Origin of the sequence: Solitalea lacus, assembly GCF_022014595.1 — a bacterium.
GTDB lineage: Bacteria > Bacteroidota > Bacteroidia > Sphingobacteriales > Sphingobacteriaceae > Solitalea > Solitalea lacus.
Map to the genome: position 1 here is coordinate 859,723 of NZ_CP091740.1, position 25,903 is coordinate 885,625.

19 protein-coding genes are annotated in these 25,903 nt (G+C 37.8%); 18 read left to right on the forward strand and 1 reads right to left on the reverse strand.

Annotated features, from left to right (window positions below; all coding sequences use genetic code 11):
- Nucleotides 1-100: 100 nt before the first annotated feature.
- Nucleotides 101-1,165: a dual-specificity RNA methyltransferase RlmN gene (gene rlmN, locus L2B55_RS03670; protein WP_237848939.1), complete on the reverse strand. Its 1,065-nt coding sequence runs from the start codon at nucleotides 1,163-1,165 to the stop codon at nucleotides 101-103.
- A 148-nt stretch (nucleotides 1,166-1,313) separates the two neighbouring features.
- Here rlmN and L2B55_RS03675 point away from each other — a divergent pair, with 148 nt between their 5' ends.
- From L2B55_RS03675 to L2B55_RS03760, 18 genes are all read left to right on the forward strand, one after another.
- The gene (locus tag L2B55_RS03675; RefSeq protein WP_237848940.1) at nucleotides 1,314-2,480 is read left to right on the forward strand and encodes an amidohydrolase family protein; all 1,167 of its coding nucleotides are present in this window, start codon (nucleotides 1,314-1,316) and stop codon (nucleotides 2,478-2,480) included.
- 52 nt (nucleotides 2,481-2,532) lie between these two features.
- Nucleotides 2,533-4,116: a glycoside hydrolase family 27 protein gene (locus L2B55_RS03680; RefSeq protein ID WP_237848941.1), complete on the forward strand. Its 1,584-nt coding sequence runs from the start codon at nucleotides 2,533-2,535 to the stop codon at nucleotides 4,114-4,116.
- Between the two features lie 10 nt (nucleotides 4,117-4,126).
- On the forward strand, nucleotides 4,127-4,636 hold the full coding sequence (gene idi, locus L2B55_RS03685; protein WP_237848942.1) for an isopentenyl-diphosphate Delta-isomerase: 510 nt from the start codon (nucleotides 4,127-4,129) through the stop codon (nucleotides 4,634-4,636).
- An 18-nt stretch (nucleotides 4,637-4,654) separates the two neighbouring features.
- Nucleotides 4,655-4,942, forward strand: a complete 288-nt coding sequence (locus L2B55_RS03690; protein WP_237848943.1) for an acylphosphatase — start codon at nucleotides 4,655-4,657, stop codon at nucleotides 4,940-4,942.
- Between the two features lie 15 nt (nucleotides 4,943-4,957).
- Complete coding sequence (locus L2B55_RS03695; RefSeq protein ID WP_237848944.1) at nucleotides 4,958-6,415, forward strand: lipopolysaccharide biosynthesis protein; 1,458 nt, start codon at nucleotides 4,958-4,960, stop codon at nucleotides 6,413-6,415.
- A gap of 29 nt (nucleotides 6,416-6,444) precedes the next feature.
- The gene (gene dut, locus L2B55_RS03700; protein ID WP_237848945.1) at nucleotides 6,445-6,879 is read left to right on the forward strand and encodes a dUTP diphosphatase; all 435 of its coding nucleotides are present in this window, start codon (nucleotides 6,445-6,447) and stop codon (nucleotides 6,877-6,879) included.
- A gap of 49 nt (nucleotides 6,880-6,928) precedes the next feature.
- A complete protein-coding gene (locus tag L2B55_RS03705; RefSeq protein WP_237848946.1) occupies nucleotides 6,929-8,677 on the forward strand; it encodes a tetratricopeptide repeat protein in 1,749 nt (582 codons plus the stop codon).
- Nucleotides 8,655-9,446, forward strand: coding sequence for a lipoprotein insertase outer membrane protein LolB1 (lolB1, locus tag L2B55_RS03710; protein ID WP_237848947.1), 792 nt, complete (start codon nucleotides 8,655-8,657; stop codon nucleotides 9,444-9,446). The genes L2B55_RS03705 and lolB1 overlap by 23 nt, the downstream gene beginning before the upstream one ends.
- A gap of 9 nt (nucleotides 9,447-9,455) precedes the next feature.
- Complete coding sequence (locus L2B55_RS03715; protein ID WP_237848948.1) at nucleotides 9,456-10,754, forward strand: murein hydrolase activator EnvC family protein; 1,299 nt, start codon at nucleotides 9,456-9,458, stop codon at nucleotides 10,752-10,754.
- 123 nt (nucleotides 10,755-10,877) lie between these two features.
- Entirely contained in the window at nucleotides 10,878-11,096 is a 219-nt protein-coding gene (locus L2B55_RS03720; RefSeq protein WP_237848949.1) for a Sec-independent protein translocase subunit TatA/TatB, read from the forward strand.
- 54 nt (nucleotides 11,097-11,150) lie between these two features.
- Entirely contained in the window at nucleotides 11,151-12,584 is a 1,434-nt protein-coding gene (gene gatA, locus L2B55_RS03725; RefSeq protein ID WP_237848950.1) for an Asp-tRNA(Asn)/Glu-tRNA(Gln) amidotransferase subunit GatA, read from the forward strand.
- 195 nt (nucleotides 12,585-12,779) lie between these two features.
- Entirely contained in the window at nucleotides 12,780-14,225 is a 1,446-nt protein-coding gene (locus L2B55_RS03730) for a lytic transglycosylase domain-containing protein (RefSeq protein WP_237848951.1), read from the forward strand.
- Nucleotides 14,226-14,429: 204 nt separating this feature from the next.
- Nucleotides 14,430-16,709 carry an NADP-dependent malic enzyme gene (locus L2B55_RS03735; protein ID WP_237848952.1) on the forward strand — a complete coding sequence of 760 codons (2,280 nt, stop codon included), beginning with the start codon at nucleotides 14,430-14,432 and terminating at the stop codon, nucleotides 16,707-16,709.
- A 178-nt stretch (nucleotides 16,710-16,887) separates the two neighbouring features.
- Entirely contained in the window at nucleotides 16,888-17,487 is a 600-nt protein-coding gene (gene ruvA / locus L2B55_RS03740; protein WP_237848953.1) for a Holliday junction branch migration protein RuvA, read from the forward strand.
- A gap of 43 nt (nucleotides 17,488-17,530) precedes the next feature.
- Nucleotides 17,531-24,568, forward strand: coding sequence for a T9SS outer membrane translocon Sov/SprA (gene sov / locus L2B55_RS03745; protein ID WP_237848954.1), 7,038 nt, complete (start codon nucleotides 17,531-17,533; stop codon nucleotides 24,566-24,568).
- Nucleotides 24,569-24,626: 58 nt separating this feature from the next.
- Nucleotides 24,627-25,007 (forward strand): glycine cleavage system protein GcvH, encoded by a 381-nt coding sequence (gcvH, locus tag L2B55_RS03750; RefSeq protein ID WP_237848955.1) that lies wholly within the window; start codon nucleotides 24,627-24,629, stop codon nucleotides 25,005-25,007.
- Between the two features lie 65 nt (nucleotides 25,008-25,072).
- Nucleotides 25,073-25,408 (forward strand): VanZ family protein, encoded by a 336-nt coding sequence (locus L2B55_RS03755; RefSeq protein WP_237848956.1) that lies wholly within the window; start codon nucleotides 25,073-25,075, stop codon nucleotides 25,406-25,408.
- 265 nt (nucleotides 25,409-25,673) lie between these two features.
- Nucleotides 25,674-25,892 (forward strand): FeoA family protein, encoded by a 219-nt coding sequence (locus tag L2B55_RS03760; protein WP_237848957.1) that lies wholly within the window; start codon nucleotides 25,674-25,676, stop codon nucleotides 25,890-25,892.
- The last annotated feature ends 11 nt before the right edge of the window (nucleotides 25,893-25,903 follow it).

Consider the following 25,903-nt stretch of genomic DNA (forward strand, 5'->3'; position numbering starts at 1 on the left):
TAGTTCCTTCAATTCTATTCAAGCAACCACAAGATGACATAAAAAAGTAAGCCTGCAGTCCATTGTTTGCAGGCTTACTTTTTTATGTAATAAGAAAAAACTAAGATTTGAGTTCTTGGCCTTCTTTTACGGCTAATTGACCGCATGCCGCATCTATATCTTTGCCCCTACTTCTACGGATGTGTACGTTAACATTGTTTTTTCGTAAGTAATTGGCAAATGCTTCTAATTTGTCCTCTTTGGTATTGATAAAGTCCGCAAATACAATTGGGTTATATTCAATTATATTAACCTTACATGGAACATGTTTACAAAACTGAACCAATTCTTTTGCATCTTCTAAACCGTCGTTGAAATCATTGAATACAATATATTCGTAAGTAACCGGATTTTTAGTTTTTGCAAAGTAATATTTCAAGGCGTCACGCAGGGCTAACAATGAGTTTTGTTCATTAATAGGCATTATCTCATTGCGTTTGGTGTCATTTGCAGCATGTAGTGACAGTGCAAGGTTGAATTTAACATTGTCATCGCCTAGCTTTTTAATCATTTTGGCAATTCCTGCAGTAGAAACAGTGATGCGTTTGGCGGCCATGTTTAATCCGTCCTCAGAAGTCAAGCGCTCCACGGACTTCATCATGCCACTGTAGTTTAGTAATGGTTCGCCCATACCCATGTAAACAATGTTGCTAAGTGGTATGCCATAGTTTTCACGAGCCTGTTTGTCAATTAAAACAACCTGGTCATAAATTTCATCAGCATTCAGGTTACGTTTTCGATCCATATAACCGGTAGCACAGAATTTACATGTTAAGCTGCAGCCTACTTGTGATGAAACACAGGCCGTCATTCTGTCTTCTGTTGGAATTAAGACCCCTTCAATGATATTGCCGTCGTAAAGCTTAAAGGTGTTTTTTATTGTCCTGTCAGAACTGATTTGCTGTTTGTCAATTTTAACAGCATTAATTAAAAAATGCTGGTTAAGTTTCTCACGTAAATCTTTTGAAAGGTTAGTCATTTCATCAAAACTAGTTGCTGACTTCTTCCATAACCATTCATAAACCTGCTTTGCCCTGAATCCCTGTTCGCCCATATCGGAGAATAGTTTCTTCAGATCTTCAGGTGAATATGCACGTATATCCTTCTTAACCAATGCCTTTTCCATGGCGCAAAGATACGGATTTTGTTAATTGTTGATTTAAATTTTAGAACTACGCTTCTGCATGCTCCTTTCTAAGTTGTTTTATTTAATACTTTGTTTCTATCATTATTCATCATTATAGTATAAAACAGTTATCCATTATCTTTGGAACATGCGAAAACTCTCTGCTGATTGGATAGTAACTCTTGAATATGCTCCACTGCAAAATGGAGTGATTTTGGTCGATAAAGAAAACCAGATTGTTGATGTTTTGCCAACCTCTGAAGGATTGCAAGGTGTTGAGCGTTTTAAAGGGATTCTTTGTCCTGGATTTATCAATGCTCATTGCCATCTTGAGTTATCTCACCTTACAAACAAATTGCCTCAGAAAACAGGGTTGGTAGGTTTTATTCAAAATGTTCAAAAGTTTAGAAATGCTTCAGAAGAAGAAATTCTTGATGCGATAAAAACGGCAGAATCTGAAATGATTGCCAATGGTATTGTTGGTGTAGGCGATATTTCTAATTCTAATCATTCCTTTTCTCAAAAATCACTCAGAAAATTACGCTACCATACTTTTGTTGAAGCTTTTGGGTTTAATCCTGCAAATGCTGAAACTATTTACAATCGTTCGGAAGAGTTATATAAAATTGCCCCGCAAACTGCATCTATTACTCCGCATGCACCCTACTCAGTGTCTAAGCAGTTGTTTGAATTAATCAGTAGCAGCAATCACCTATCGCCTAATTCAGAGCTAAGGACCATTCATAACCAGGAGACGCAGGAAGAAGCCTTGTTTTTTCAAGGAAAGACCGGACTATTCCTGGATTTATACAAAGGATTCGGGTTAGATATTTCATTTTTTGAGCCAAGCGGTAAGAGTTCCTTACAAACTTATCTGCCTTGGATGGGGGCAGATAAAAAGCTCTTTGTTCATAATACTTTTACAACCGCTGAAGATTTAAAGTTTGCATGTTCAGATGAAAATTATTGGTGTTTATGTCCTAATGCGAATATCTACATTGAGGACGCCTTGCCTGATATTAGCTTATTTATTGAATCAGGTTTAAAGCTGGTTTTGGGCACGGATAGCCTTTCATCAAATACTCAATTGTCCATTTTTGCTGAAATGCAAACAATTGCAGCAAATTTTCCATTGGTTGATTTGGAGCAGATGCTGAATTGGGCGTGTAAAAACGGTGCGGAATTTTTTAATTGGAATGATTTGGGATCATTAAAAAAAGGTAAGAAACCTGGAGTTAATTTAATTGAGTCTGTTAGTGTTAATGGAGGTAAGTTTTTTATTAATAATCAATCAACTGTTAAAAAAATAATTTAATCGATAGTATTTAATTGGAGTTCAATCGTTTTTAGCTAAAAAACTTCCGTTCATGTTAAGAAGGCTACTCTTTGTCAGCATTATTTGTACGATTAGTCATAACCTCATGGCTTCGTCTGATACAACCAATTATTATATTTTAACGCCGAAAGCTACGGAGTTGCCTAAAATTAATGGTCCTCGCTTATATGGAGCTCGTCCGGGTAAAGAATTTATTTATCCTGTGCCAGTTTCAGGAAGGCGGCCAATGCAAATTATGGCTAAAGGGCTTCCTAAAGGAGTGCGGATTGATAAAATCAGTGGTGTGATAACCGGGACTGTCTTGAAGTTAGGCAATTATAAAATTGTCCTTAGTGCTAAAAACAGTTTAGGTGAAGTAACAAAGGAATTTACGCTTGTGATCGGAGATCAGCTGGCTCTAACACCTCCAATGGGATGGAGCAGTTGGTATAGTTTTGGTCGCACTGTAACGCAAGAAAAAATAAGTAAGACCGCTCAACTTATTAAAGATAGAGGGTTGCAGCATTATGGGTGGAACATTATCGAAATTGATGATCCCTGGACTAATCAACCCGATCAAATTGATTCAGTTTGGAATAAACTTAGTGTTAAAGAGGGAAATGTATACGATTATTATGAAAGATCGGGGACATTGCCTGAAATATCCGGACACCCCAGAGATAAGGATGGAACGTTGATGCCCAATAAGAACTTCACCGCTATAAAACCGTTGGTAAGGGATTTACATCGTTTAGGTTTTAAAGTGGGTATTTATAGTTCCCCTGGTCCTTTAACCTGTTGCGGTGTGGCGGGAAGCTATGGGTACGAACATTTAGATGCACGATCATGGGCCGAGATTGGCTTTGATTATTTAAAGTATGATTGGTGTAGTTATGGGGTTCTGGCTAAAAATTATTCTCGTAGTGAAATGATGAAACCCTATTCATTTATGGCTGAAATTCTTCGTAAACAAAAAAGAGATATTGTATTTTCAATTTGTCAGTATGGGATGAGTGATGTTTGGGAATGGGGAGGTGAGGCTGGCGGACAGCTATGGCGTACGGATCATGATATACGTGATAACTGGAACTCTGTTTATAATGCGTTTTTAAAATTATCGGATAAAGCCGAGTGGGTTAAGCCTGGAAATTGGAATGATCCGGATATTTTGCAGATTGGCTATGTTGCGGCTAATGAAAACGGTATTGGTCATCAATCTAAACTTACACCAACAGAACAATACACGCATATGAGCATGTGGTGTCTGTTGTCAGCCCCCTTGTTGATTGGTGCTAATGTTGAAAAGCTTGATGACTTTACACTTAATCTACTTACCAATACCGAGGTTCTTGAGATTAATCAGGATGCTTTGGGTAAAGCTGCATCTATAGTTGCAACTTTAGAGAATGGTATCCAGATATGGAGCAAACCTTTGGAAGAAGGTCGAATTGCAGTAGGATTATTAAATCCTTTCAATACAAGCCTTAACGCTTTGTTTGAGTTTGAAAAGATAGGGTTAAGAGGAAAGGTTGCCTTGCGAGATGTTTGGAGGCAAAAAGATTTGGGTACGTTTGAAAATGTTTTTGAAACACAAATTCCAGCACATGGTATTGTGTTATTGACAATAAAAAATTAAGAAAATAAAAATGAGTCAGTTGCTTTTATTGGTTGATGAAGAGGATAATGTAATTGGATATGATGAAAAACTGCCTGTGCATCAAAAAGGTTTGTTGCATAGAGCCTTTTCCATAGTCATATTTAATAGTAAAGGTGAAATGCTGATTCAAAAAAGAGCAAAAGGAAAGTATCACTCCGGAGGTTTGTGGACTAACACTTGTTGCAGTCATCCGTTGAAAGATGAAGTGTTGGAAGATACTCTTCAACGAAAGCTGAAAGAAGAAATGGGGTTTACCTGCCCGTTAACATATAAGTATAAGTTTATTTATAAGTACAATTTTGATAATGGGCTGACTGAGTATGAGCTGGACTATGTTTATACAGGTATGTTCAATGGTGAAGTGATGCCGAATCCTGAAGAAGCAGAAGGCTTTAGGTGGGTTAAAGCTGCTGACGTTGTATCAGAAGCAAAGCTTTATCCTGAAAAATATACCGAATGGTTTAAGCATATTTTGGCAAGAATATCGGAAATTAGTTAGCTTGGAAAATATTTAGCTATGAAACATCTCAAAATATTGGTAAACGGAAAAGTGCAGGGAGTATTTTATCGCGCCGCAACTAAGGAAACTGCCGATCTGCTTGGCTTAAAAGGTTTCGTGGAAAATCAAAATGATGGTTCGGTTTACATTGAAGCTGAAGGAAACGCTGACCAGTTAACTCGCTTTATTGAATGGTGCAAAAAAGGGACGGAAAGGGCCATTGTTCAAAAAGTTGATATTTCTGAAGGAGAGTTAAAGGGTTTTAAAACTTTTGAAGTTCGAAAAAAGAGTATTTTTGGCTTCTAAAATTTAAACGCAGTTTTGTCAACTTTAAAGAAATTTGCAGGTCAAACGGCTATTTATGGCCTGAGCAACATTGCTACACGCATTCTCAACTTCTTCTTAACCCCTCTTTATACCAAAATTTACTCGCAGGCGGTTTACGGTATTTTTACCAACCTGTATAGCTATGCATCCATTATTAATGCCATTTTGGCTTTTGGTATGGAGACTACTTATTTCCGTTTTCTAAACAAGGAAAAGGATAAAGATAAGGTATATTCCAATTCATTTTGGAGTGTCACCATTGTTGCAGTAGCATTTTTATTCTTAGGATTATCCGCATCGCGTAATATCGCTGATTGGTTGCAATCAGATAGTATTAATGTGGATTATTTGCCATTCGTCCGCTATTTTGTATGGATTTTAGCCATTGATGCCATCTGTGTTATTCCGTTTGCTAAGTTACGTGCAGATGATAAGGCTATTAAATATGCATTTGTTAAGGTGATAAATATCGGGACATTCATTGGGCTGAATTTATTCTTTATTTTTATTGTGCCACTGTTGTTAAAGCACCATTGGCCAGGTTATCAGTTGTTTGTTACTATTCAAACTAATTGGGTGGGGTATGTGTTTCTGGCAAATCTTATTGCCAGTATAGTTACATTACTGCTTTTGCTGCCGGAAATAGCAAAAGTACAGGCACATTTCAGCTGGCAGTTGCTGACAGGAATGCTGAGTTATAGCTGGCCAATTTTAATTGCCAACTTATCTTTTATTATTAATGAAAACCTGGATAAAATCTTACTCGACCGGTATCTGTCATTAAAAGAAGTCGGTATTTACGGAAGTTGTTGTAAACTGGCAATTTTTATGAATATTTTTATTCAGGCGTTTAGGTTAGGAGCTGAGCCTTTTTTCTTTAGTCATGCCCATAAAGAAAATGCGACTAAAACATACGCTACCATTATGCACTATTTTATCATAACGATATGCGTTATCAATGTAGGGCTAATGGCCAATATTGATATCCTTAAACATTTTATCGACTCAAAGTTCTGGGTTGGTTTGTCAGTGGTCCCTATTCTGCTATTTGCTTACGTTTGTTTGGGAATTTACATGAACTTATCAGTTTGGTACAAACTTTCTGATCAAACACGTTATGGGCTGTATATTTCGGCAATTGGAGCCATTTTAACCATTGGTTTAAATGTTTTATTTATTCCAAAATATAGTTTTATGGCTTCTGCCTGGACCAGCTTAGTTGCTTATCTTGTCATGATGGTGATCTCTTATGTGCTTGGACAGAAAAATTATCCTATTCCTTATCAATTAAAAGATGCATTGATATATATCGGAATGTCGGTAGTAATGGTGATTTTATTACAGACTGTTTTTGGTAATAATATTTTTATAAGAAATCTGATGGTTATTACCTTGCTAGCTTTTGCATTTATCAAGGAGAAAGATAATTTTAAAAAACTTATTAAGGCTTAATTCAATTATTAAAATTTAGAGGAGAACGCATGAAAATTAAAGTCATAAATCAATCAAATAATCCAACACCTTCATATGAAACTGTAGCCTCAGCAGGAATGGACTTGAGAGCATTTTTAGAAGATAAAGTAGTGATTAAGCCGTTTGAGCGTAAATTGATTTCAACAGGTTTGTACATGGAGTTGCCTATTGGTTACGAGGCTCAAGTGCGTCCAAGAAGTGGTTTAGCGTTAAAACATGGTATAACTGTTTTAAACTCACCCGGAACAATTGATGCAGATTATCGTGGGGAAGTTAAAGTATTATTGATAAATTTATCAGATGTTAATTTCGAAGTAAACAATGGTGATCGTATAGCTCAAATGGTGATCGCCAAGCATGAACAGGCAGAATGGTTGGAAGTTGAAAATTTGACCGAAACTGAACGTGGTGCCGGCGGTTATGGACATACCGGCTTGCAATAATAAATGGCTAGCGCAATAGACTGTTTATTATTACGTTATTGCTACTAAGATGGGTCTTGAGAAGAGAATAATACTTTCATTTTTTGTAATGGTTGTTGCCATGGAGGCCTCCTACAGCCAAACAACAAAAGGCGCTATTTCGCGTCCTGGAGGAGTTATGGTTAAGAGTCTTACCTCTCGTGACAGCGCCAAAGTGAAGTATTATTTTCTAAGTGGTCTTCGTGAAAAAACTTTAGGGGAAACTAATAACGCTATACGCAACTTCCTTCTAAGTGTTGATTTGGATCCTGCCAATGACGCAGCCTATTATGAACTAGCCTTAGCTTATCAGGCCCTTGAGCAAAATGAAAATGCTTTAATTGCCATTGAAAAGGCTATCCAGTTTAACAAAGAGCAAGTTTGGTATTATAAGCTTAAAGCTTCCTTGCAGCAGCAATTAGGTCAATTCGTTATGGCTGCTCAAACATATGGGATGCTTGTTGCTTTGCAGCCTGAAAACGAGGAGTTTTATTTTTTGAAAGCAAGCGCATTGGTATTAGCTGATAAGCTAAATGAAGCACTTGATATCTATTCAAAAATAGAGAATGAGTTTGGGTATAGTGAAGACCTGATTCTTCAGCGGCAGCGTGTTTACCTAAAAGCGGGTAATCTGCAAGATGCCGTAAGAGAGATGGAGGGATTGATGAAGCGGTACCCGGATGAAATTCGATATTATTTAATGATAGCCGAGTTATATGAATCAAATAATTTATATGATAAGGCATTTGAGAAATATCAACAGGCATTAAAAATTGCTCCTGATAATGGATACTTGCACCTTGCTTTGGCTGATTACTATAGGGTTAAAGGCAATAGAAATTTAGTTTTTGAAGAGGTGAAAAAGGCCTTCGGCTCTGATGAAGTAGATCTTGAGTCAAAGGTGAGAATTGTTTATAACAATTATGTAAATAACAACGAGCATAGCGTCAAGAATGAGGCCTTGGTGCTTTCTTCAATTTTAATGGATCGGTATCCTAAGGATGCAAGAGTATTCGCTTTGAGGGCTGATCTGATGTTATTGCTTGATAAAAAGAAAGAGGCGTGCGAGCTTTATCAAAAGGTTCTTAAAATCGATAGAAGCAATTATGCAGTTTGGGAGCAATTAATAAGAATACAGATCAGCTTAAATGATTTTAAACAAGCTGAGCCAGTAACTTCCGAAGCATTGCAATACTTTCCTGACCAGGTGAATTTATATTTATATGATGGTTTGGCTAAATCCCAAGTCGGAAATAAACAAGCTGCCATTGTTTCATTAACGAAAGGACTGCAGTTAAGCTCTGATAATAAGGCGCTTTCCGCCCAGTTTTATGCCTATTTGGGAGATGCTTATCATGCAATTGGTAGCTATCCGGAGTCAGATAAAGCATATGATAGTTCATTAATGCTGGATTATGATAACGCAATGGTATTGAATAATTATGCATATTACTTAAGTTTGCGCGGCAAAGATTTGCTTAAAGCAGAGCGAATGGCTCGTCGGGCAAATCAAATCGAACCTAATAATACTTCATTCGAAGATACCTACGGCTGGGTGTTGTATAGGTTAGGGCGTTATCAGGAAGCAAAAATGTGGATTGAAAAAGCATTAAGTAATAATGTGTCAAAAAGTGCAACCTTGGTTGAACATTATGGTGATGTTTTGTTTAAGTTAGGCGATCGTGATTCGGCGCTGTCTTATTGGAAAAAAGCAAAGGAATTTGGGAGTAAATCAGAGTTGTTAGAAAGAAAAATAAATGATCAAGCTTTACACGAATAAGTTCTTTATAATTATTAGTCTATTAGGGTTGTTTACAACGGCCTGTAAAACCAAAAAAGCGATAGTAGAAACAGGTCCTTTAAATAAAAAGGAGCTTACAGAGCTAGAAAAAGCAAAGCTCCGCTTTGAAAAACAAGTTGACAGCGCAGAGTTGTCGTTCAATTATTTTAGCGGTAAGGCAAAAGCTGTTATTGCTGCCGAAGGCCGTGAGGATAATGCTACAATCAATCTTCGTATTAAAAAAGATGAAATCATTTGGGCTTCAGTAAGTGCTTTGGGGTTCGAAGCTGCTCGTGCATATATTACTCCCGATAGTATTAAGGTTTTAGTGCGTTTAGGAAAGAATGCTTATATCAGTAAGGGTTTTGACTACATTCAACAATTGACCAATAAGAAAGTCGATTTTAAAACACTACAGGCAATTTTGGTAGGGAACAAGGTGCGAAACTTTTCTTCTCCGAATGATGATTTTAAGATCGAAGATCTATTTTTTATTATTACAGGAGGCGATGACACGTTGAAATATAAATTCAACTATAATAATCAGTTTAAAACAAATAGTTTCTCAATTGAGAATTCAACACCTGATCAGCATTTGGATGTCAATTACGGCACTTATGCAACATATAATGATCGCCTGGTGCCTTTAGAGTTATCAATTTCCTCACAAACAGGTGGTAAAAAGTTGGGAGTTTCCCTTCGATATAATAAAATTACGGTTAATGAACCGCTTGAGTTCCCTTTTTCTGTGCCTAAAAGATTTAATTAAACTATACCGATGAAATTGCTTCTTCATAAAAAGAATTTTTACTGCGCTCTTTTCTGTTTGATGCTTTCGGGTAGTTCTTTGGTTGTACTTGGACAATCAAGAGAAGAACTTGAAAAGAAGAAAAAACAGCTAAATCAGGATATAGAATACACCAATAAAATTCTAAAGCAAACTCAAGAAAAAAAAGCCACTTCTTTAAAAGGATTACGGGTACTAAATAGTCAGATTAATACGCGTGAAAAAGTAATAGGTACAATTAATACCCAAATTAAGGTGCTTAACTCGGAAATTGTGGCAAAGAATCAAAATATATCCTCGCTTCAGCGTCAACTTGAACAGTTGAAAAAGGAGTATTCAGGTATGGTATTATTTGCCTTTCGTAACCAAAGTGCCTATAATAAAATGATGTTCATTTTTGCCGCTACAGATTTTAATCAGGCCTATAAGCGAATGAAATACTTGCAGCAGTTTGGGACTTATCGCCGAAAGCAAGCCGAATACATTAATCGCACCCAAACGGCTCTGAACGTAAAAGTGATGGAGCTTAGTACCAACAAGAAAGAGAAAAATACATTGCTTGTAGAAGAACAAAAGGAAAAGGCGACCCTAACCAAGGAGAAAGTTAAGCAGACAGAAGTTGTTGGGCAGTTACAAAGCAGAGAGAAAGCATTACGTCAGGAGATTGCCAAAAAACAACGAGAAGCGCAAAAGCTGAATAAAGCAATACAAGATATTATTCGCAGAGAGATTGAAATTGCAAGGAGAAAAGCTGAGGAAGAGGCTCGCCGCAAAGCAGAAGCCGAGGCTAAGGCCAAGGGATCAACGGCTCCGGTTGAAGCTGCGAAGCCAACTGCTACAGGTTCTGCAGTTCTTTCTGCAACACCAGAGGCAGCTAAACTTACTGCCGACTTTGTAAGTAACCGTGGACGCTTGCCTTGGCCGGTTGAGAAAGGTGTTATTGTGGATCGTTTTGGCACTCACCAGCATGAGGTGCTTTCTAAGATTACAGTAAACAATGATGGTATTGATATTAAAACAAATTCAGGTGCCGCTGTACGAGCTGTATTTTCAGGTGAGGTAGTTGCCGTAACCCAGATATTTGGTGAGTATGCTATCATAATCAGGCATGGTGAGTATTTTACGGTTTATTCAAACTTACGGTCAGCTTCAGTTAGATCAGGAGAGAAAGTAGGAATCAAACAAGTAATAGGTACGGTGGCAACAGATGCGGAAGGAAATGCAGAAGTGAATTTCCAGGTACGTAAAGGCCAAACTGCCATGAATCCGGAAGGATGGTTAGCCAATTAATTGTGTTCAAATGAGTTATTCTTCATTTAATCTTCATCAGACCATTGCTATCTTTGCATGATGATTGGGATTAATTAAGATGCTTAAGAATAATTGTTCGTATATTTGCCAAAATTTAAAGCGATGTTAAATAGCAGTTTATTGTTTTTAAACCTAGGTACAGGAGAGATTGTACTTATCGTACTTGTTGTGTTATTGTTGTTCGGTGGTAAAAAGCTCCCTGAATTGGCTCGTGGTTTGGGAAAAGGTATCCGAGAGTTTAAAGACGCATCTAGCGGCATTAAGCAGGAGATTGAAGACAGCATGAATAATCCTGAACCTCCAAAAAGAGAACAGAAGTAGTCTTGTTAAGTCATCAAAATAATTTTCGTTTAAAAGAAATACACTTTTTAGACCTTGCAATCTTACGATTCTTTAAAAGCTGTTCAGGAAGCTCTGAGCGAAAGAGCTATTACGCTGGAACAGATAGTAAATAATTATCTGACTCGTATTGAGTCCAATAAACACCTCAACGCTTTTGTTGAGGTGTTTTCTGATGAAGCTGTTCAGAAAGCACAGCAAATTGATCAAAAGCTTAAGAATGGCTCTGCCGGTAAATTAGCCGGTATGGTAATCGGTATAAAGGATAATATTTGTTATAAAGATCATCAGGTAAGTGCTTCCTCTAAAATATTGCAAGGATTTACTTCTGTTTATTCATCAACAGTTGTTGAGCGCTTGTTAGCTGAAGATGCAATCATTATTGGTCGGCTAAATTGCGATGAATTTGCAATGGGTGGTTCTAATGAAACGTCATATTATGGGCCGGTATTAAATGCGGCTGATAATGCTAAGGTTTCAGGAGGGTCTTCCGGAGGCTCGGCTGTTGCAGTACAAGCGGATTTGTGTTTAGCAGCCTTGGGGACAGATACAGGCGGATCTGTTCGTCAGCCTGCTGCTTTTTGCGGTACGGTAGGTATTAAACCGACTTATGGTCGGGTATCTCGTCACGGAATTATTGCTTATGCATCTTCTTTTGATCAGGTTGGTCCTATAACTAAGACAATCGATGATGCAGCTTTATTGCTTGAAATTATTGCAGGTAAGGATGAATATGACAGTACTGCTTCATCTCATCCAGTGCCCGCTTATTCGAAACAACCATCGTTTAGCGGCAAAGCTCGTATTGCATATTTAAGTGAAACATTAAGTAGCGAAGGACTAGATCCGGAAATTAAAGCCTTAATGCAGCATAACATTGATTTGTTGCGAGCAGAGGGTCATGTGGTGGAAGAAGCGCATTTCCCACTACTTGACTACGTTGTTCCAACTTATTACATATTAACAACGGCAGAGGCTTCGTCTAACCTAGCGCGTTATGATGGTGTGCATTATGGTTATAGAAGTCCGAATGCCACAGATTTGGAATCCACCTATAAAAAATCAAGAACAGAAGGATTTGGTTTAGAGGTTAAACGACGGATCATGCTAGGTACTTTTGTTTTAAGTGCCGGTTATTATGATGCATACTATGCCAAGGCTCAAAAGGTACGTCGATTGATTCGCGATAATCTCAACGAAATTCTTTCTCAATACGACTTTATTCTACTGCCCAATGCGCCAACTACAGCTTGGAATTTGGGTGAAAAACTTAAAGATCCAGTGGTGATGTATCTGGAAGATATTTTTACCGTTCAAGCTTCATTAGCAGGGTTGCCGGCAATCTCTGTTCCGGTTGGAATTCATTCTAATAAGCTGCCTATTGGGTTACAACTTATCGGGAAGAAGTTTGATGAAAGTGGCCTGTTTTCTTTTTCGAAATTACTTTTAAGTATTAATAAAAAAGCGTAACTTAAAATAGCTGAAACTTAACAAGTTGGGTTTTGTGCTTGAAAATCAGCGCTTTTTTATAGATTAAAACATAACAAACGTTCTTTGTTCATCGTTTTACAATTTGTTTAAGCCTGAATGGCATAGATTATGGTTTTACTCTTGTGAATATATAAGTGTGAGTTTTAATCTAGGTAAAAGCAAATGAAATTACAGATGAAAAAAACTATACTTTCTCTCATTGTTTCAATTGTATTCGGTGTTTCATTAGCACCAGGAGACATGTATGCTTCGGGTTTTAAAAGGAACTCAATTCCTCCCGGAGACAAAGATTCACTTGCGGCCGAAGTAATGGCCTGTTTAACTACCGATACCTTATTCGTTCTGCCCTCTGATCCGGATGAAATTCCGTTCTACGAAAATCATATTTATAAACTTCGATTAGACTCCATTAAAAGTGAGATTCCTCTTGATTATAATGAGTTTGTGCAAAAGCATATCGATTTGTATGCTTTTAAGTACAGAGGATTGGTCTCTCGCATGCTTGGAGTCGGAAAATATTATTTCCCCATTTTTGAAAAATATCTTAAGGAAGAAGGCCTGCCTGTTGAATTAAAGTATCTTCCAATTATTGAATCAGCCTTAAACCCATCAGCAATTTCAAGAGTGGGAGCCACTGGTTTATGGCAATTTATGTACGGTACCGGTAAGATGTACGACTTGGATGTTGATTATTATATTGATGAACGTCGTGATCCAATTGCATCAACTATTGCGGCAGTCAATTTCTTAAGTGATTTATATGACAGGTATAATGACTGGTTATTAGTAATTGCGGCCTATAACTGTGGACCTGGTAATGTGGATAGAGCTATTTCCCGTGCAGGTGGTAGCAGTAATTTCTGGGATATTCGCCCTTTTTTACCAAGAGAAACGGCTAACTATGTACCAGCCTTTATTGCTGCAACCTATGTTATGACCTATGCTCCACAGCATAATATACAGCAGATGGATGTGGAGTTTAGTGCGGAAACGGATACACTAGTAGTTGATAAAGCGGTTTCTTTAACCAAAATGGCTTCAGTGCTTAATATTTCAGCTGAAGCGTTAAAATTTTTAAATCCGAAGTATAAGAAACATGTAGTGAACGCCACTGTTGATAATCCTCAAGAAATCCTGTTGCCTAAATACGCAGGAGACTATTTTGCAAGTTTAAATACCTCTTTGCTTGATCAATGCGTAGTTCAACTGGCTAAGTATTCAGCATCTTCGGAGCGAAATAATACAGATGACGAGTTTGTAAAGCTGCTGAAAAACAGTCGTAAAAAACGAACCATAATCTATTACAAGGTTAAAAGGAATGATAATTTAGGTTCCATAGCAGCTCATCATAAATGTACAGTTAAAGATTTGAAAACCTGGAATGAGTTGAGATCGAACAAGATTGCAAGCGGCCAGCGATTGAAAATTTATGCATCGAAGGACGCATATCTGGCTGCCAATAAATCAAAATCGCCTTTAACTTATAAAGTAAGATCCGGCGATACGCTATCGACTATTGCAGAAAAGTTCAAAGGTATGACTGTTGAAAAATTAAAAAAGCTTAACAATATTAAAAATGCTAAATCTATTTATCCCGGTAAAATATTAAAGGTTGGTTAGCATGAAAAGATGGTGTATTGTGTAAGCGGAAATTAACCAATCATAAAAGGCCCCTTATTGGGGCTTTTTTGTTAATATTTAAATTGATAATGAAAGGATTATGGCAGTATTAAGCATTTTTCAATAATTCATCTAATAAAATATAAATCTGAAAGTTTTTATATGATTTTATATTTTTGGCGATTCACTAAATAAAATATATAAATGAGTAAGACCACTCGTAAACAGGATGCACTTGATTATCACGCATTAGGACGCCCTGGAAAAGTAGAAGTTGTTCCTACCAAAGCAACAAATTCTCAACGCGACTTATCATTAGCGTACTCTCCCGGAGTTGCCGAACCATGCCTTAGAATTGCCGAAAATAAAGACGACGTTTATAAATATACTGCAAAAGGAAACTTAGTTGCCGTAATCAGCAACGGTACGGCCGTGCTTGGTTTAGGTAATATTGGGCCTGAAGCCGGAAAGCCAGTAATGGAAGGTAAAGGGGTTTTGTTTAAGATTTTTGCTGATATTGATGTCTTTGATATAGAGCTGAATGTTACCGATGTGGATGAGTTTGTCCGCACTGTAAAGGCGCTTGAACCAACATTCGGTGGGGTTAACCTTGAGGATATTAAAGCTCCAGAGTGCTTTGAAATTGAGCGTCGCTTAAAGGAAGAAATGAATATTCCTGTAATGCATGACGATCAGCACGGTACTGCTATTATTTCTGCTGCTGCATTATTAAATGCACTAGAGTTGCAAAATAAGAAGATTGAGAATGTTAAGATTGTGGTTGGTGGTGCAGGCGCTGCTGCAATGTCATGTACTCGTTTATATGTATCATTAGGTGCACGTAAAGAGAACATTGTAATGCTCGATAGTAAAGGGGTTATTCGTTCTGACCGTGATGGGTTGGATGCTTCTAAGAAAGAATTTGCTACTGAACGCCGTGATGTTAAAGATTTAGCTGAAGCCATGGTGAACGCCGATGTGTTCATTGGTTTATCTGCTGCAGATACTGTATCTGCTGATATGTTAAAGACGATGGCTGCTAATGCCATTGTATTTGCGATGGCTAACCCTGATCCTGAAATTGGTTATGAACTTGCAACTGCAACCCGTAACGATATTATCATGGCTACTGGTCGTTCTGATTATCCTAACCAGGTAAACAATGTATTGGGCTTCCCTTACATTTTCCGTGGAGCGTTGGACGTTCAGTCGACTCAAATTAATGAGGAAATGAAGCTTGCTGCAGTAAAAGCCATTGCAGAGCTTGCAAAGAAACCTGTTCCTGAAGCAGTAAATCTTGCGTATAATCAAAGTAATATTGTTTTTGGTAAAGACTATATCATTCCTAAACCTTTGGATATGCGTTTGATTACGCATGTGGCTCCTGCAGTAGCTAAAGCCGCAATGGAATCGGGTGTAGCTCGTAAGCCAATTACTGATTGGGATGCTTATATTGAAGGTCTGAAAAAACGTCTTGGCTTAGACGATAAACTGATGCGCAGCATTTCGCAGCGAGCTAAAACAACTCCGAAAAGAGTTGTATTTGCCGAGGCCGATAACTATAAAATGTTGAAGGCTGCACAAATTGTAAAGGATGATAACATTGCAATTCCTATTCTATTAGGCGATATAGAAAAAATCAACGCGCTTATTGAACAGCATAATCTTGATTTAGCAGGTACTACTATTATCGATCCTTTTAAAGAGCCGAAAACTTTACAGAAATACGCTGCGATTCTTTACAAGAAACGTCAGCGTAGAGGAGTGAGCATGAGCGATGCTCTTAAGCTGGTTCGCGACCGTAACTATTTTGGTTCAATTATGGTTGAGTTAGGCGAAGCTGATGCAATGATTTCCGGTTTGACTAAAAGCTATAAAAATGTGGTGAAACCTGCATTGGAAGTTATTGGTACTCGTCCTGGTGTGAAAAAAGTTGCCGGTATGTACATGATGCTTTCAAAAAGAGGACCTATCTTCTTTGCTGATACTACTGTGAACTTAGATCCAACACCGTCAGAGATTGTAGATATCACTTTGTTAGTTAGCGAGGCAGTAGAAACCTTTAATATTAAGCCTCGAGTGGCATTGTTGTCTTACTCAAACTTTGGATCTAGTGCTGGTGCCTCTGCTGTGAAAATGAGGGAGGCTGTTTCGATTTTACACAAAGAACATCCTAGTGTATTAGTTGACGGTGAAGTGCAGGCCAATTTTGCGATTAACACTGAAATGATGCAGGCTAATTATCCATTCTCATGTTTGGCTGATGGTCCTGCTAATACGTTAATTTTTCCTAACCTTGAGTCGGGTAATATTGCATACAAGTTATTGCAGGAAGTTGGTGGAGCAGAGGCTGTGGGGCCTATTCTACTTGGTTTGAACAAACCGGTGCATGTTTTGCAGATGGATAGTTCTGTTCGTGAAATTGTAAACATGGTTACAGTAGCAGTTGTTGATGCTCAGCAACGCGAAAAACTTGCCCAATAGGCAATTTTTTACACCATAGATAAGTCCGGTGGTTAATTATATTTTATTTAATTAACCACCGGATTTGTTTTTATAAAACATGGCTTGAAAGTAACCTTTAGTTATATTTTTGAGTATAATTATCAGATTATTTGTGCATTAACATTATGTTTGGCACTATGTTTTTAATCACATTCGTATGATTGCATATATACACGGAAAAGTAACCTTCATCTGCCCAACATATGTACTTATGGAGACTGCAGGGGTTGGCTATCAGATTCATATATCATTAAATACCTATTCATTAATTGCTGATTCAATTAATAATGGCAATGCTCTTTTAAAGCTGCATACCTATCTAAGTATTAAGGAAGATGCCCATACTTTGTATGGTTTTGCAGAAGAGGGTGAGAAGAGGTTGTTTGTTCATTTGATTTCAGTTTCTGGAGTTGGGCCAAACACAGCTCGCATGATGCTTTCTTCTATTACACCTGTTGAAATTGAGCAGGCAATTATTAAAGGAGATGTTCCTCAAATTCAGCGTATAAAAGGAATTGGGCCTAAATCAGCGCAAAGGCTGGTTTTGGAACTTCAGGATAAGCTTAAAAAAGAAATAGGTAATTCACTTATTCAAATACCACAAAATAATAGTATCAAAGATGAAGCATTATCTGCTTTGGTAATGCTAGGGTTTGTAAAAAGTGCTGCAGAAAAAGTTATTGACAATGTTCTGAAAAAATCAACAAATGGTATGACTGTTGAAGGGTTGATTAAAGAGTCATTGAAAAATCTTTGATAATTTTTATTTTAATGACCTATTATCCAATAATTAAACGAATTTGAAACCAAAATTTACTATTGTCTTTTTAGCGGGGTTGTTGTTTGTTTTTCTTTGTGGGTGTTGTAGCAATGCTCAAGGGCAAGCTATTTCATCAACTACTAAAGCTGACACGAACAATTTGCGATACCCTTTTAAGGAAAGAAGAGACGTTTTAAATCGTTATAATTCTATTATTGGTTTAAAAGATCCTTCAAATGTTTCCCGACGTGTTGAATATGATCCTAAAACCAATACTTATGAGATCATAGAAACAATTGGCGGAAGGACGTATCGTTCTCCTCAAAAATTAACATTTGAGGAATATAAAAGATATACGTTAGAAGAAGCAAAGCGAAGTTACTGGCAGCAAAAAACGGGGCAAAGTAATGAAATTGTGCAGAACAGAGGCTTGCTCCCTAAGCTAACTTTTCAAAGCAAAACGTTTAACGATTTATTCGGTGGAAGTTTTATTGATATTCGTCCACAGGGTTTTGCTGAAGTTAATCTTTCTACCCGATTCAATAAAAATGAAAATCCTTTATTCAATACCCGTCAGCGCCAGCAAGCCAGTTTGGATTTTGATGAGCGGCTTCAATTAAACTTAACCGGACAGATCGGTGAAAAGTTGAAGATAAATACCAATTTTAATACGCAAGCTCAGTTTGATTTTGAGAATCAGATGAAGTTTGAGTATACCGGTAAAGAAGATGAGATTGTACGGAAGGTTGAAGTAGGTAATGTGAGCATGCCCATTGCCGGAACATTGATCAACGGAAGCCAAAGCCTTTTTGGTATTAAAACTCAAATGCAGTTTGGTCGTCTTGGAGTAACCGGACTATTCTCGCAACAGCGAAGCGAGATGAAGGAGATCAATATTACCAATGGTGCGCAAGAGAGTGAGTTCATGATTCAGGTGGATAACTACGAAGCCAACAAACATTATTTCTTAGCCACCTATTTTCGTGATAAGTACAATGAAGCATTATCACGTCCTCCTATCGTCAATTCAGGGGTGGTAATTAATAAAATTGAAGTTTGGGTAACCAATCGAACAAACAATAATAGCGACTCAAGGGATATACTTGCGTTTTTGGATTTGGGTGAGAATAAACCTTATAATTCAACTTTGTTCCTAAGTGGGCAGGCGTTAAATCCATCAGGTTTTAATGACGGAGTAACACCTCAGTCTAATAATTTATTAACTACGATTCCTTCGCAGTTAAGGTTTACTAATGACAACACCGTAAATGCATACTTTCAAGGTACAGGAGGTAGCGACAATTATGCAAAACTTACCTATGCTCGTAAACTTAACGACAGAGAGTATAAGTTTGATCCTGTGCTAGGTTATATTTCCCTAAACCAGCCTTTAAATAACGACGAAGTATTGGCGGTTGCTTACCGTTACACATTAAATGGTGTTCAGTACCAAGTGGGTGAATTTTCAACGGATGTTCCGCAAGACCCTTCAAAACCAGTTGTGCTTTATGTAAAACTGCTGAAGAATGAATTGCTGAAAACGTATTTGCCAACCTGGGATCTGATGATGAAAAACATTTACAGCTTAAATGCTTATCAGGTTAGTCAGGATGGCTTTAGATTAAATGTAATTCGACTGGATGAAAAATCAGGTGTAGAACAACCTGTAATGCCTGAAGGATTAAATACCAAGGGCAAGCCATACATTCAGTTAGCCAATCTGGACCGGATAAATAATCAACAAAATAATGAACCAGATGGAGTTTTTGACTTTATAAACGGTGTTACCATTGATCCTTTGAACGGTCGGATTGTATTTCCGGTAGTAGAGCCTTTTGGTAAAGATTTGGCTTCCAAGTTTTCTCCAACAGAAGTTGACCTAATAAGAAAGTATGTTTATCAACCTTTATATGATTCAACCCGATTTGTTGCTCAGCAGTTTCCATCGTTAAACAGATATTATTTAAAGGGTATTTACAAATCAAGCACCAGCTCTGAGTTTAACCTTAATGCCATTAATGTGCCACAGGGTTCGGTACTATTAATGGCTGGTCCAACCCAAATGGTGGAAGGAGTGGATTTTACGGTTGATTATAATTTAGGTAGAGTGAAGATTTTAAATGAAGCATTGTTGAATTCCGGTATGCCAATTAAGATCAAGCTTGAAAGTACGGAGTTGTTTGGTATTCAATCGCGGACAATGATGGGGGCAAGATTCGATTATAATGTAAACGATAAGCTGAATCTTGGGAGTACAATCCTAAGCCTAAGTGAACGACCATTAACACAAAAAGTAAATATTGGCGACGAGTCAATTTCTAATACCATTTATGGTTTTGATGCCAACTTTAGGTCTGAATCAAAGCTCTTAACCAGGCTGGTCGATAAGTTGCCATTCATTTCAACTAAAGAGCCATCATCAATTAGTTTTAACGGAGAGTTTGCTCAGTTTATGCCGGGTCATGCCAGGGCCTTGAATATTGCCGGCGACAAAGGTGGGGTGTCTTATCTGGATGATTTTGAAACCACCCGTTCAATAATTGATCTTAAGAATTTTAATAACTGGTTTATCTCGGGTACACCACAGTTGTTTCCTGAAGCTCAGTTTAGCAACGATTTAAGCTATGGTTATAATCGTTCGTTATTAGCTTTTTATACTATTGACCCAATCTTTTATTCTATCGGAAACAGCACTACACCTTCAAATATTAAAAATAACAAAGAAGAGCAGTCCAACCCTTACGTGCGTGAAGTAACCGAACAAGAGGTGTTCCCTAATAAACAAGCAGTAACTGGAACACCTTTGCTTTTACCAACTCTCGACGTTGCTTTCTACCCTAAAAAACGTGGTCCGTATAACTATACAACAACAGGAGTTTTGCCTGATGGAACATTAAGTAACCCGCAAAGTCGTTGGGGGGGGATGTTTAGAAAGTTGGAGCAGAATGATTTTCAGGCGCTAAATGTTGAATACATTGAGTTTTGGGTGATGGACCCCTTCTTGGGGAATCCTAACTCTAAAGGAGGTGATCTCTATTTTAACTTAGGGAACATTTCAGAAGATATTTTAAAGGATGGTTCTAAAAGTGTTGAAAATGCCTTGCCTGCTGGTGGCGACCCTAATTTGGTAACTTCTACCGTCTGGGGTAATGTGGGTAAAAATCAGCCTGTTACTCAGGCTTTTGATAATGACCCATCAGCTCGTCAACGTCAGGATGTGGGATTGGATGGTTTAAGTTCAGAACAAGAAAGTGCTTTCTTTCAAGTTTATTTAAATCAGTTGCGTAGTGTACTTCCTGCAGGTTCTTCTGCATTAGAACAGGCTGAAAAAGACCCTTCCTCTGATGATTTTGTGTATTTCCGTGGACCGGCACTTGATGCTCAGAATGCATTGATTCTTCAGCGCTACAGCCGTTTTAACGGTACCGAAAGTAACTCAAAAACCAGTTCGCAGGCACAGCAGATTGTTGGAATTGAAAATGCGGCATCAACTCCTAACCCAGATGGAGAAGATATTAACCGCGACAACAACATGAGTGCTTCTGAAGAATATTTTCAGTATAAAGTTTCCATTCGTCAACAGGATTTGGTTATTGGCCAAAACTTCCTGAATGATAAAGTGGTAACTAACGTGAAATTGCAAAATGGAAAAGTGCAACCTACAACATGGTATCAATTCCGAATTCCTATCACTGCGTTTCAATCACGGGTAGGTAATATCCAGGACTTCAGGTCTATTCGTTTCATTCGTATGTTCATGACAGGTTTCACTGATTCGGTGATTATGCGTTTTGCCAAACTGCAATTGGTAAGAGGCGAATGGAAGGAGTTTAATCCTGACAATAACCCTTTGATGGTTTTGCGTGAACAAGGACTGCCTGCTTCAACTACAGATAATTCCAACCTTAATTTAGCTGCAATCAATCTTGAAGAAAATGGTAATCGTGAACCCATTCCATATGTGATTCCTCCAGGTATTGAGCAACAACAAGTTCAAGGTGTTTATCGTGAAAATGTGCGCCTGAATGAGCAATCATTATTGTTAAGGGTTGATAATCTGAGTGATGGATTTTCCCGTGCTTCTTATAAAACAATCAATTTTGACTTTAGATCCTATAAGCGTCTTAAAATGTTTGTCCATGCTGAAGGAGGGCTTTCTTCTGGAGACGTTAGGGCTATTGTTCGTTTGGGAACTGATTATGACCAAAATTATTACGAGTACGAAGTTCCATTAACAGTAACACCTCCAGGTTCTAAAAATCCGGATGTGATTTGGCCTTCTGATAATAACCTTGACATTGCCTTTGAAACGTTACAGAAGCTTAAGCGTGACAGGAATGCCTTGAACTTACCGATTAATGAATTATATACCATTGTAGAGGGACGTTATCGAATTTCAATAAAGGGACAGCCTGATTTGAGTAAAACAAGAGTGCTGATGCTGGGTGTAAGAAATCCATACCAGGGGAATAATTCGGGCTTTGATGATGGTTTACCTAAGTCTGCTGAACTTTGGTTCGACGAATTGCGCATAGCCGAGTTTAAGGAAGAAGGTGGTATGGCCATGACTGGTTTAATGAATGCTAAGTTGGCTGATTTTGCCACCGTGAGCTTGGCTGGAAGCATGAGCACCTTTGGATTCGGTTCGTTGGATAGAAAAGTAAGCCAGATAAACAGAAGTCAGAATGCTACTTACGATGTTTCATCGAACATAGAGTTAGGGAAGTTCTTTCCAAAGAAAGTTAATTTCTCAATTCCAATGTATATCTCCTATGCTCGTGATACCAAAAAGCCTGAGTACAGTCCAATTTCTCCAGATCTTTTGCTAAATGATGTATTAAATTCATATAGAGGAGATAATAGAGAAAGAAGGGATTCGCTAGCAAGTGTAGTGAATGATGTTACTACGCGTAGAAGTATCAACTTTACCAATGTGCGAAAAAATAGAAACCCCGGAGATAAGGTTAATTTCTATGATTTTGAAAACTTCAACTTTACCTTTGCCCATACTGAATTCAGAAATCGTTCTTATACAGTTCAAAATAACGAGGTACGGACTTATAAGGCGATAATTGCATATAACTTCCAAAAGGAATCGAAAAACTTTAAACCTTTCGGGAAAGTATTTAAGAAAGGCTGGAGCTTAATTAGAGATCTCAATATGAACCTGGCGCCTCAGGTTATTGACGTGCAGTTTATGTTGGATCGTTATTACAGCGAGAATACGTTGAGGGCCACTGAAGAATCATCATATTTTATTGCGCCTAGTACGTATAACAAATCCTATTACCTTACAGGAATTTATAATGTTGGATGGGACATGAGTTCGGCCTTAAGGTTCGATTACAGTGCTCGAAGTTTGTCATCAGTTGATGAGCCTTCGGGTGCTATTACTCCTCAGGTCAAAGATTCTATTCAAAGTAACCTGTTTAAATTTGGTCGCCCGGTAGAGTTTAGTCAAAGGCTTGGTTTAACCTATAACGTCCCGCTTAATCGCATTAAACCCCTTTCTTGGACCTCGTTTAATGTTCGTTATGCAGTTGACTATAACTGGCGGTCAGAACCCCTGTCGACCATGAAGGTTGAAAGTGAACGATTTGGTAATACCATTCAAAATGCACGAACAGTTGGGTTTACAGGTCAGTTAAATTTTGCACAGCTATTTGGTAAAATCAGATTCTTAAGAGATCCGGATCCCAAAGACTTTGAAGCCGGCGACATTTACCGAGGTTTTTTAACCATGTTAAAAAATGCTAATGGTACCTATACTTTGAGTGATGGGACATTTTTGCCAGGATATTTACCGCAAACTAGTGTTTTCGGTTCTAATCCGGGTCTAGGATTTATGATGGGAAGCCAGAAGGATATCCGTTACGAGGTGGCTAGTAAGGGACAACTTACTACTTACGCTAGCATGAACAGCTTATACATGCAAAATCGTAAAGAAGATTTAAGTTACAGAGTAATTGTTGAGCCGATTAAGGATTTTAGGATTGAGCTTTCGGGTACCTGGGGTAAACAAATGAATGATCAGTCGAATTTTAGGTATGATGATTTAACAGGTACCTTCCAGGAGTTTAGTCCTGTAAGAACAGGAATGTTCACTATTAGTACCATTGCATTAAATACTGCATTCGAAACAGAGAATAATATTGATCACATTTCTTCAACCTTTACACAATTTGATCAAAGCCGTAAGGTGATTTCGGAACGTCTGGGCAGCGCTAATGTAGATAATTCCATTGGAAAGGATGCTCAAGGATATGCTGACGGGTATGGTCGTACGCAACAAGATGTGGTGGTAAATGCGTTTTTATCGGCCTATTTACGCAAGGATGCTAATTCGATGTCGCTTAACGCATTTCCTAGTATTCCTTTGCCTAACTGGCGTGTAACATATAACGGATTGACAAAGATTCCTTTTGTTTCAGAACTGTTCTCGTCAATCAATATTAATCATTCGTATAAATCGGTTTACACAATCACCAGTTTTACAACCTTGATTAATTATGCGGTGGATGCAAACGGTAACGTAACCAGTAGAAGTGCCCTTTCCGATGACAATGGCAATTTCAATTTCTTGCCTGAATACCAAATGGGTTTTGTAACCTTGTCAGAAGATTTTTTGCCATTATTGGGTATGGACATGAAGTTTAAAAACAACATGACTGCCAATTTTGAGTTTAGAAAAAGTCGTTTGTTGAGCTTTAGTTTGGCCAATACTCAAATGTCGCAGATGAAAGATAATCAGGTTACGTTTGGGTTGGGTTATCGCACGCAGAAATTTAAACTGCCATTCAGAGTGGGTAATTTGCATACAACTAATAATGATTTGAACTTTAGGATGGATTTTAGTTTACGTGGAAATAGAACTATTATTTATCAGTTGGATAACACCGTCGCACAAGTTGCAGGAGGAACCACCACCCTTTCAGTACGCCCTTCTGTCGACTATGTAATTAACCAACGATTCAATTTTAGATTATACGTTGATAGAAACGTGACTAAGCCCGAAACTTCGAATACCTATAAAACTTCTTATACCAATGTTGGAGTTGGGTTAAGACTTACATTATAGGTTTATTTTTTAAAAAAAGAACTGTACTTTTGGGCACTTAATAAAAAATTAAAAACTTATGAATTTTCCAGCAGAATTAAAGTATACGAAAGATCACGAATGGGTAAAAGTTGATGGTGGCGTAGCCATTGTTGGTATTACAGAATTTGCACAACGTGAGTTGGGTGATATTGTATACGTTGATATTAATACAGTAGGCCAATCAGTAAATGAAGGCGAAGTTTTCGGTACAGTTGAAGCGGTTAAAACTGTTTCTGACCTTTACATGCCTGTTAGTGGTGAGGTTTTAGAGTTCAATCCAAAATTGGACGCTAATCCTGAATTGGTAAACTCGGATCCATATGGTGATGGCTGGATGATTCGTATTAAAATTGCCGATGACGCTCAGTTAGCTTCATTATTATCTGATGCTGATTATAAACAACAAATAGGCGAATAAGGATGTTTCTCAAACAGCTAAAATTAGCGCTTGTTTGGATTGTTGTTATATTCATTTTATGCAACATGAGGCCCTCGGAATTACCGAAGGCCTCATTGTTCTTTCCAGGGTTTGACAAATTCGTACATGCTGTATTTTATTTTGTCTTGACCTTTCTGTTAAGCCGGGGATTTTATCTGCAAACCCGCTTTAAGCTATTAAAGCTTTTACCTGTAACTTTTGCAACATTTATTTGTTTATTTTACGGAGGTTTAATAGAATTGATTCAGCTAAAAGTGTTCACCTATCGCTCTGGAGAATGGGATGACTTCATAGCCGATGCCGTTGGAACATTTTTAGGAATCATTCCATTTTATGTTTATAAAAAAATTATATCCAGACCCCATGAACAAATTGCTTAAACGGGCCTTATTTATTGCATTTGCCCTTTTTACTTTTACTATGGTTTCCTGTGCATCAAGCCGTTGTGGTTGCCCAACAGTAAAGTATAAAGTAAGGTAATAACTGTTTGTTTAAATACTTAATTTATTAGCCTTTAGCTGACCAAAATCATATTTTTGATCATTATTCTTATCTACCATTGTAATAGTATTGGTACACCCTTTTTGCTTACTTGGAATTATTATAAATAAGGGGTATCTTGCGCCTGTTTGTTAGGATAATGTTATGAAACTTTCGGAGTTAATGGTTGGTGATAGCGCTACCATTTTAGAGTTTACCGATCAGGAAATGTCGGTAAAGCTAATGGAGATGGGATGTTTGCCGGGTGAATTGGTGAAGTTGGAACAAGTCGCTCCTCTGGGCGATCCAATTGCTATAACCGTTGCGGGCTACAAATTGAGCCTGCGCATTAATGAAGCTGCAACCATTTTATTAAAAAAGTAAGAGCCATAGCG

What these genes read in the sequence shown, in the direction of transcription:
- gcvH (WP_237848955.1), top strand. Translation starts at nt 24,627, where the DNA reads ATGAATTTTCCAGCAGAATTAAAGTATACGAAAGATCACGAATGGGTA.
- rlmN (WP_237848939.1), bottom strand. Translation starts at nt 1,165, where the DNA reads ATGGAAAAGGCATTGGTTAAGAAGGATATACGTGCATATTCACCTGAA.
- L2B55_RS03760 (WP_237848957.1), top strand. Translation starts at nt 25,674, where the DNA reads ATGAAACTTTCGGAGTTAATGGTTGGTGATAGCGCTACCATTTTAGAG.
- L2B55_RS03680 (WP_237848941.1), top strand. Translation starts at nt 2,533, where the DNA reads ATGTTAAGAAGGCTACTCTTTGTCAGCATTATTTGTACGATTAGTCAT.
- L2B55_RS03720 (WP_237848949.1), top strand. Translation starts at nt 10,878, where the DNA reads ATGTTAAATAGCAGTTTATTGTTTTTAAACCTAGGTACAGGAGAGATT.
- L2B55_RS03735 (WP_237848952.1), top strand. Translation starts at nt 14,430, where the DNA reads ATGAGTAAGACCACTCGTAAACAGGATGCACTTGATTATCACGCATTA.
- L2B55_RS03755 (WP_237848956.1), top strand. Translation starts at nt 25,073, where the DNA reads ATGAGGCCCTCGGAATTACCGAAGGCCTCATTGTTCTTTCCAGGGTTT.
- ruvA (WP_237848953.1), top strand. Translation starts at nt 16,888, where the DNA reads ATGATTGCATATATACACGGAAAAGTAACCTTCATCTGCCCAACATAT.
- L2B55_RS03730 (WP_237848951.1), top strand. Translation starts at nt 12,780, where the DNA reads ATGAAAAAAACTATACTTTCTCTCATTGTTTCAATTGTATTCGGTGTT.
- lolB1 (WP_237848947.1), top strand. Translation starts at nt 8,655, where the DNA reads ATGATCAAGCTTTACACGAATAAGTTCTTTATAATTATTAGTCTATTA.
- L2B55_RS03690 (WP_237848943.1), top strand. Translation starts at nt 4,655, where the DNA reads ATGAAACATCTCAAAATATTGGTAAACGGAAAAGTGCAGGGAGTATTT.
- L2B55_RS03715 (WP_237848948.1), top strand. Translation starts at nt 9,456, where the DNA reads ATGAAATTGCTTCTTCATAAAAAGAATTTTTACTGCGCTCTTTTCTGT.
- dut (WP_237848945.1), top strand. Translation starts at nt 6,445, where the DNA reads ATGAAAATTAAAGTCATAAATCAATCAAATAATCCAACACCTTCATAT.
- L2B55_RS03675 (WP_237848940.1), top strand. Translation starts at nt 1,314, where the DNA reads ATGCGAAAACTCTCTGCTGATTGGATAGTAACTCTTGAATATGCTCCA.
- L2B55_RS03705 (WP_237848946.1), top strand. Translation starts at nt 6,929, where the DNA reads ATGGGTCTTGAGAAGAGAATAATACTTTCATTTTTTGTAATGGTTGTT.
- idi (WP_237848942.1), top strand. Translation starts at nt 4,127, where the DNA reads ATGAGTCAGTTGCTTTTATTGGTTGATGAAGAGGATAATGTAATTGGA.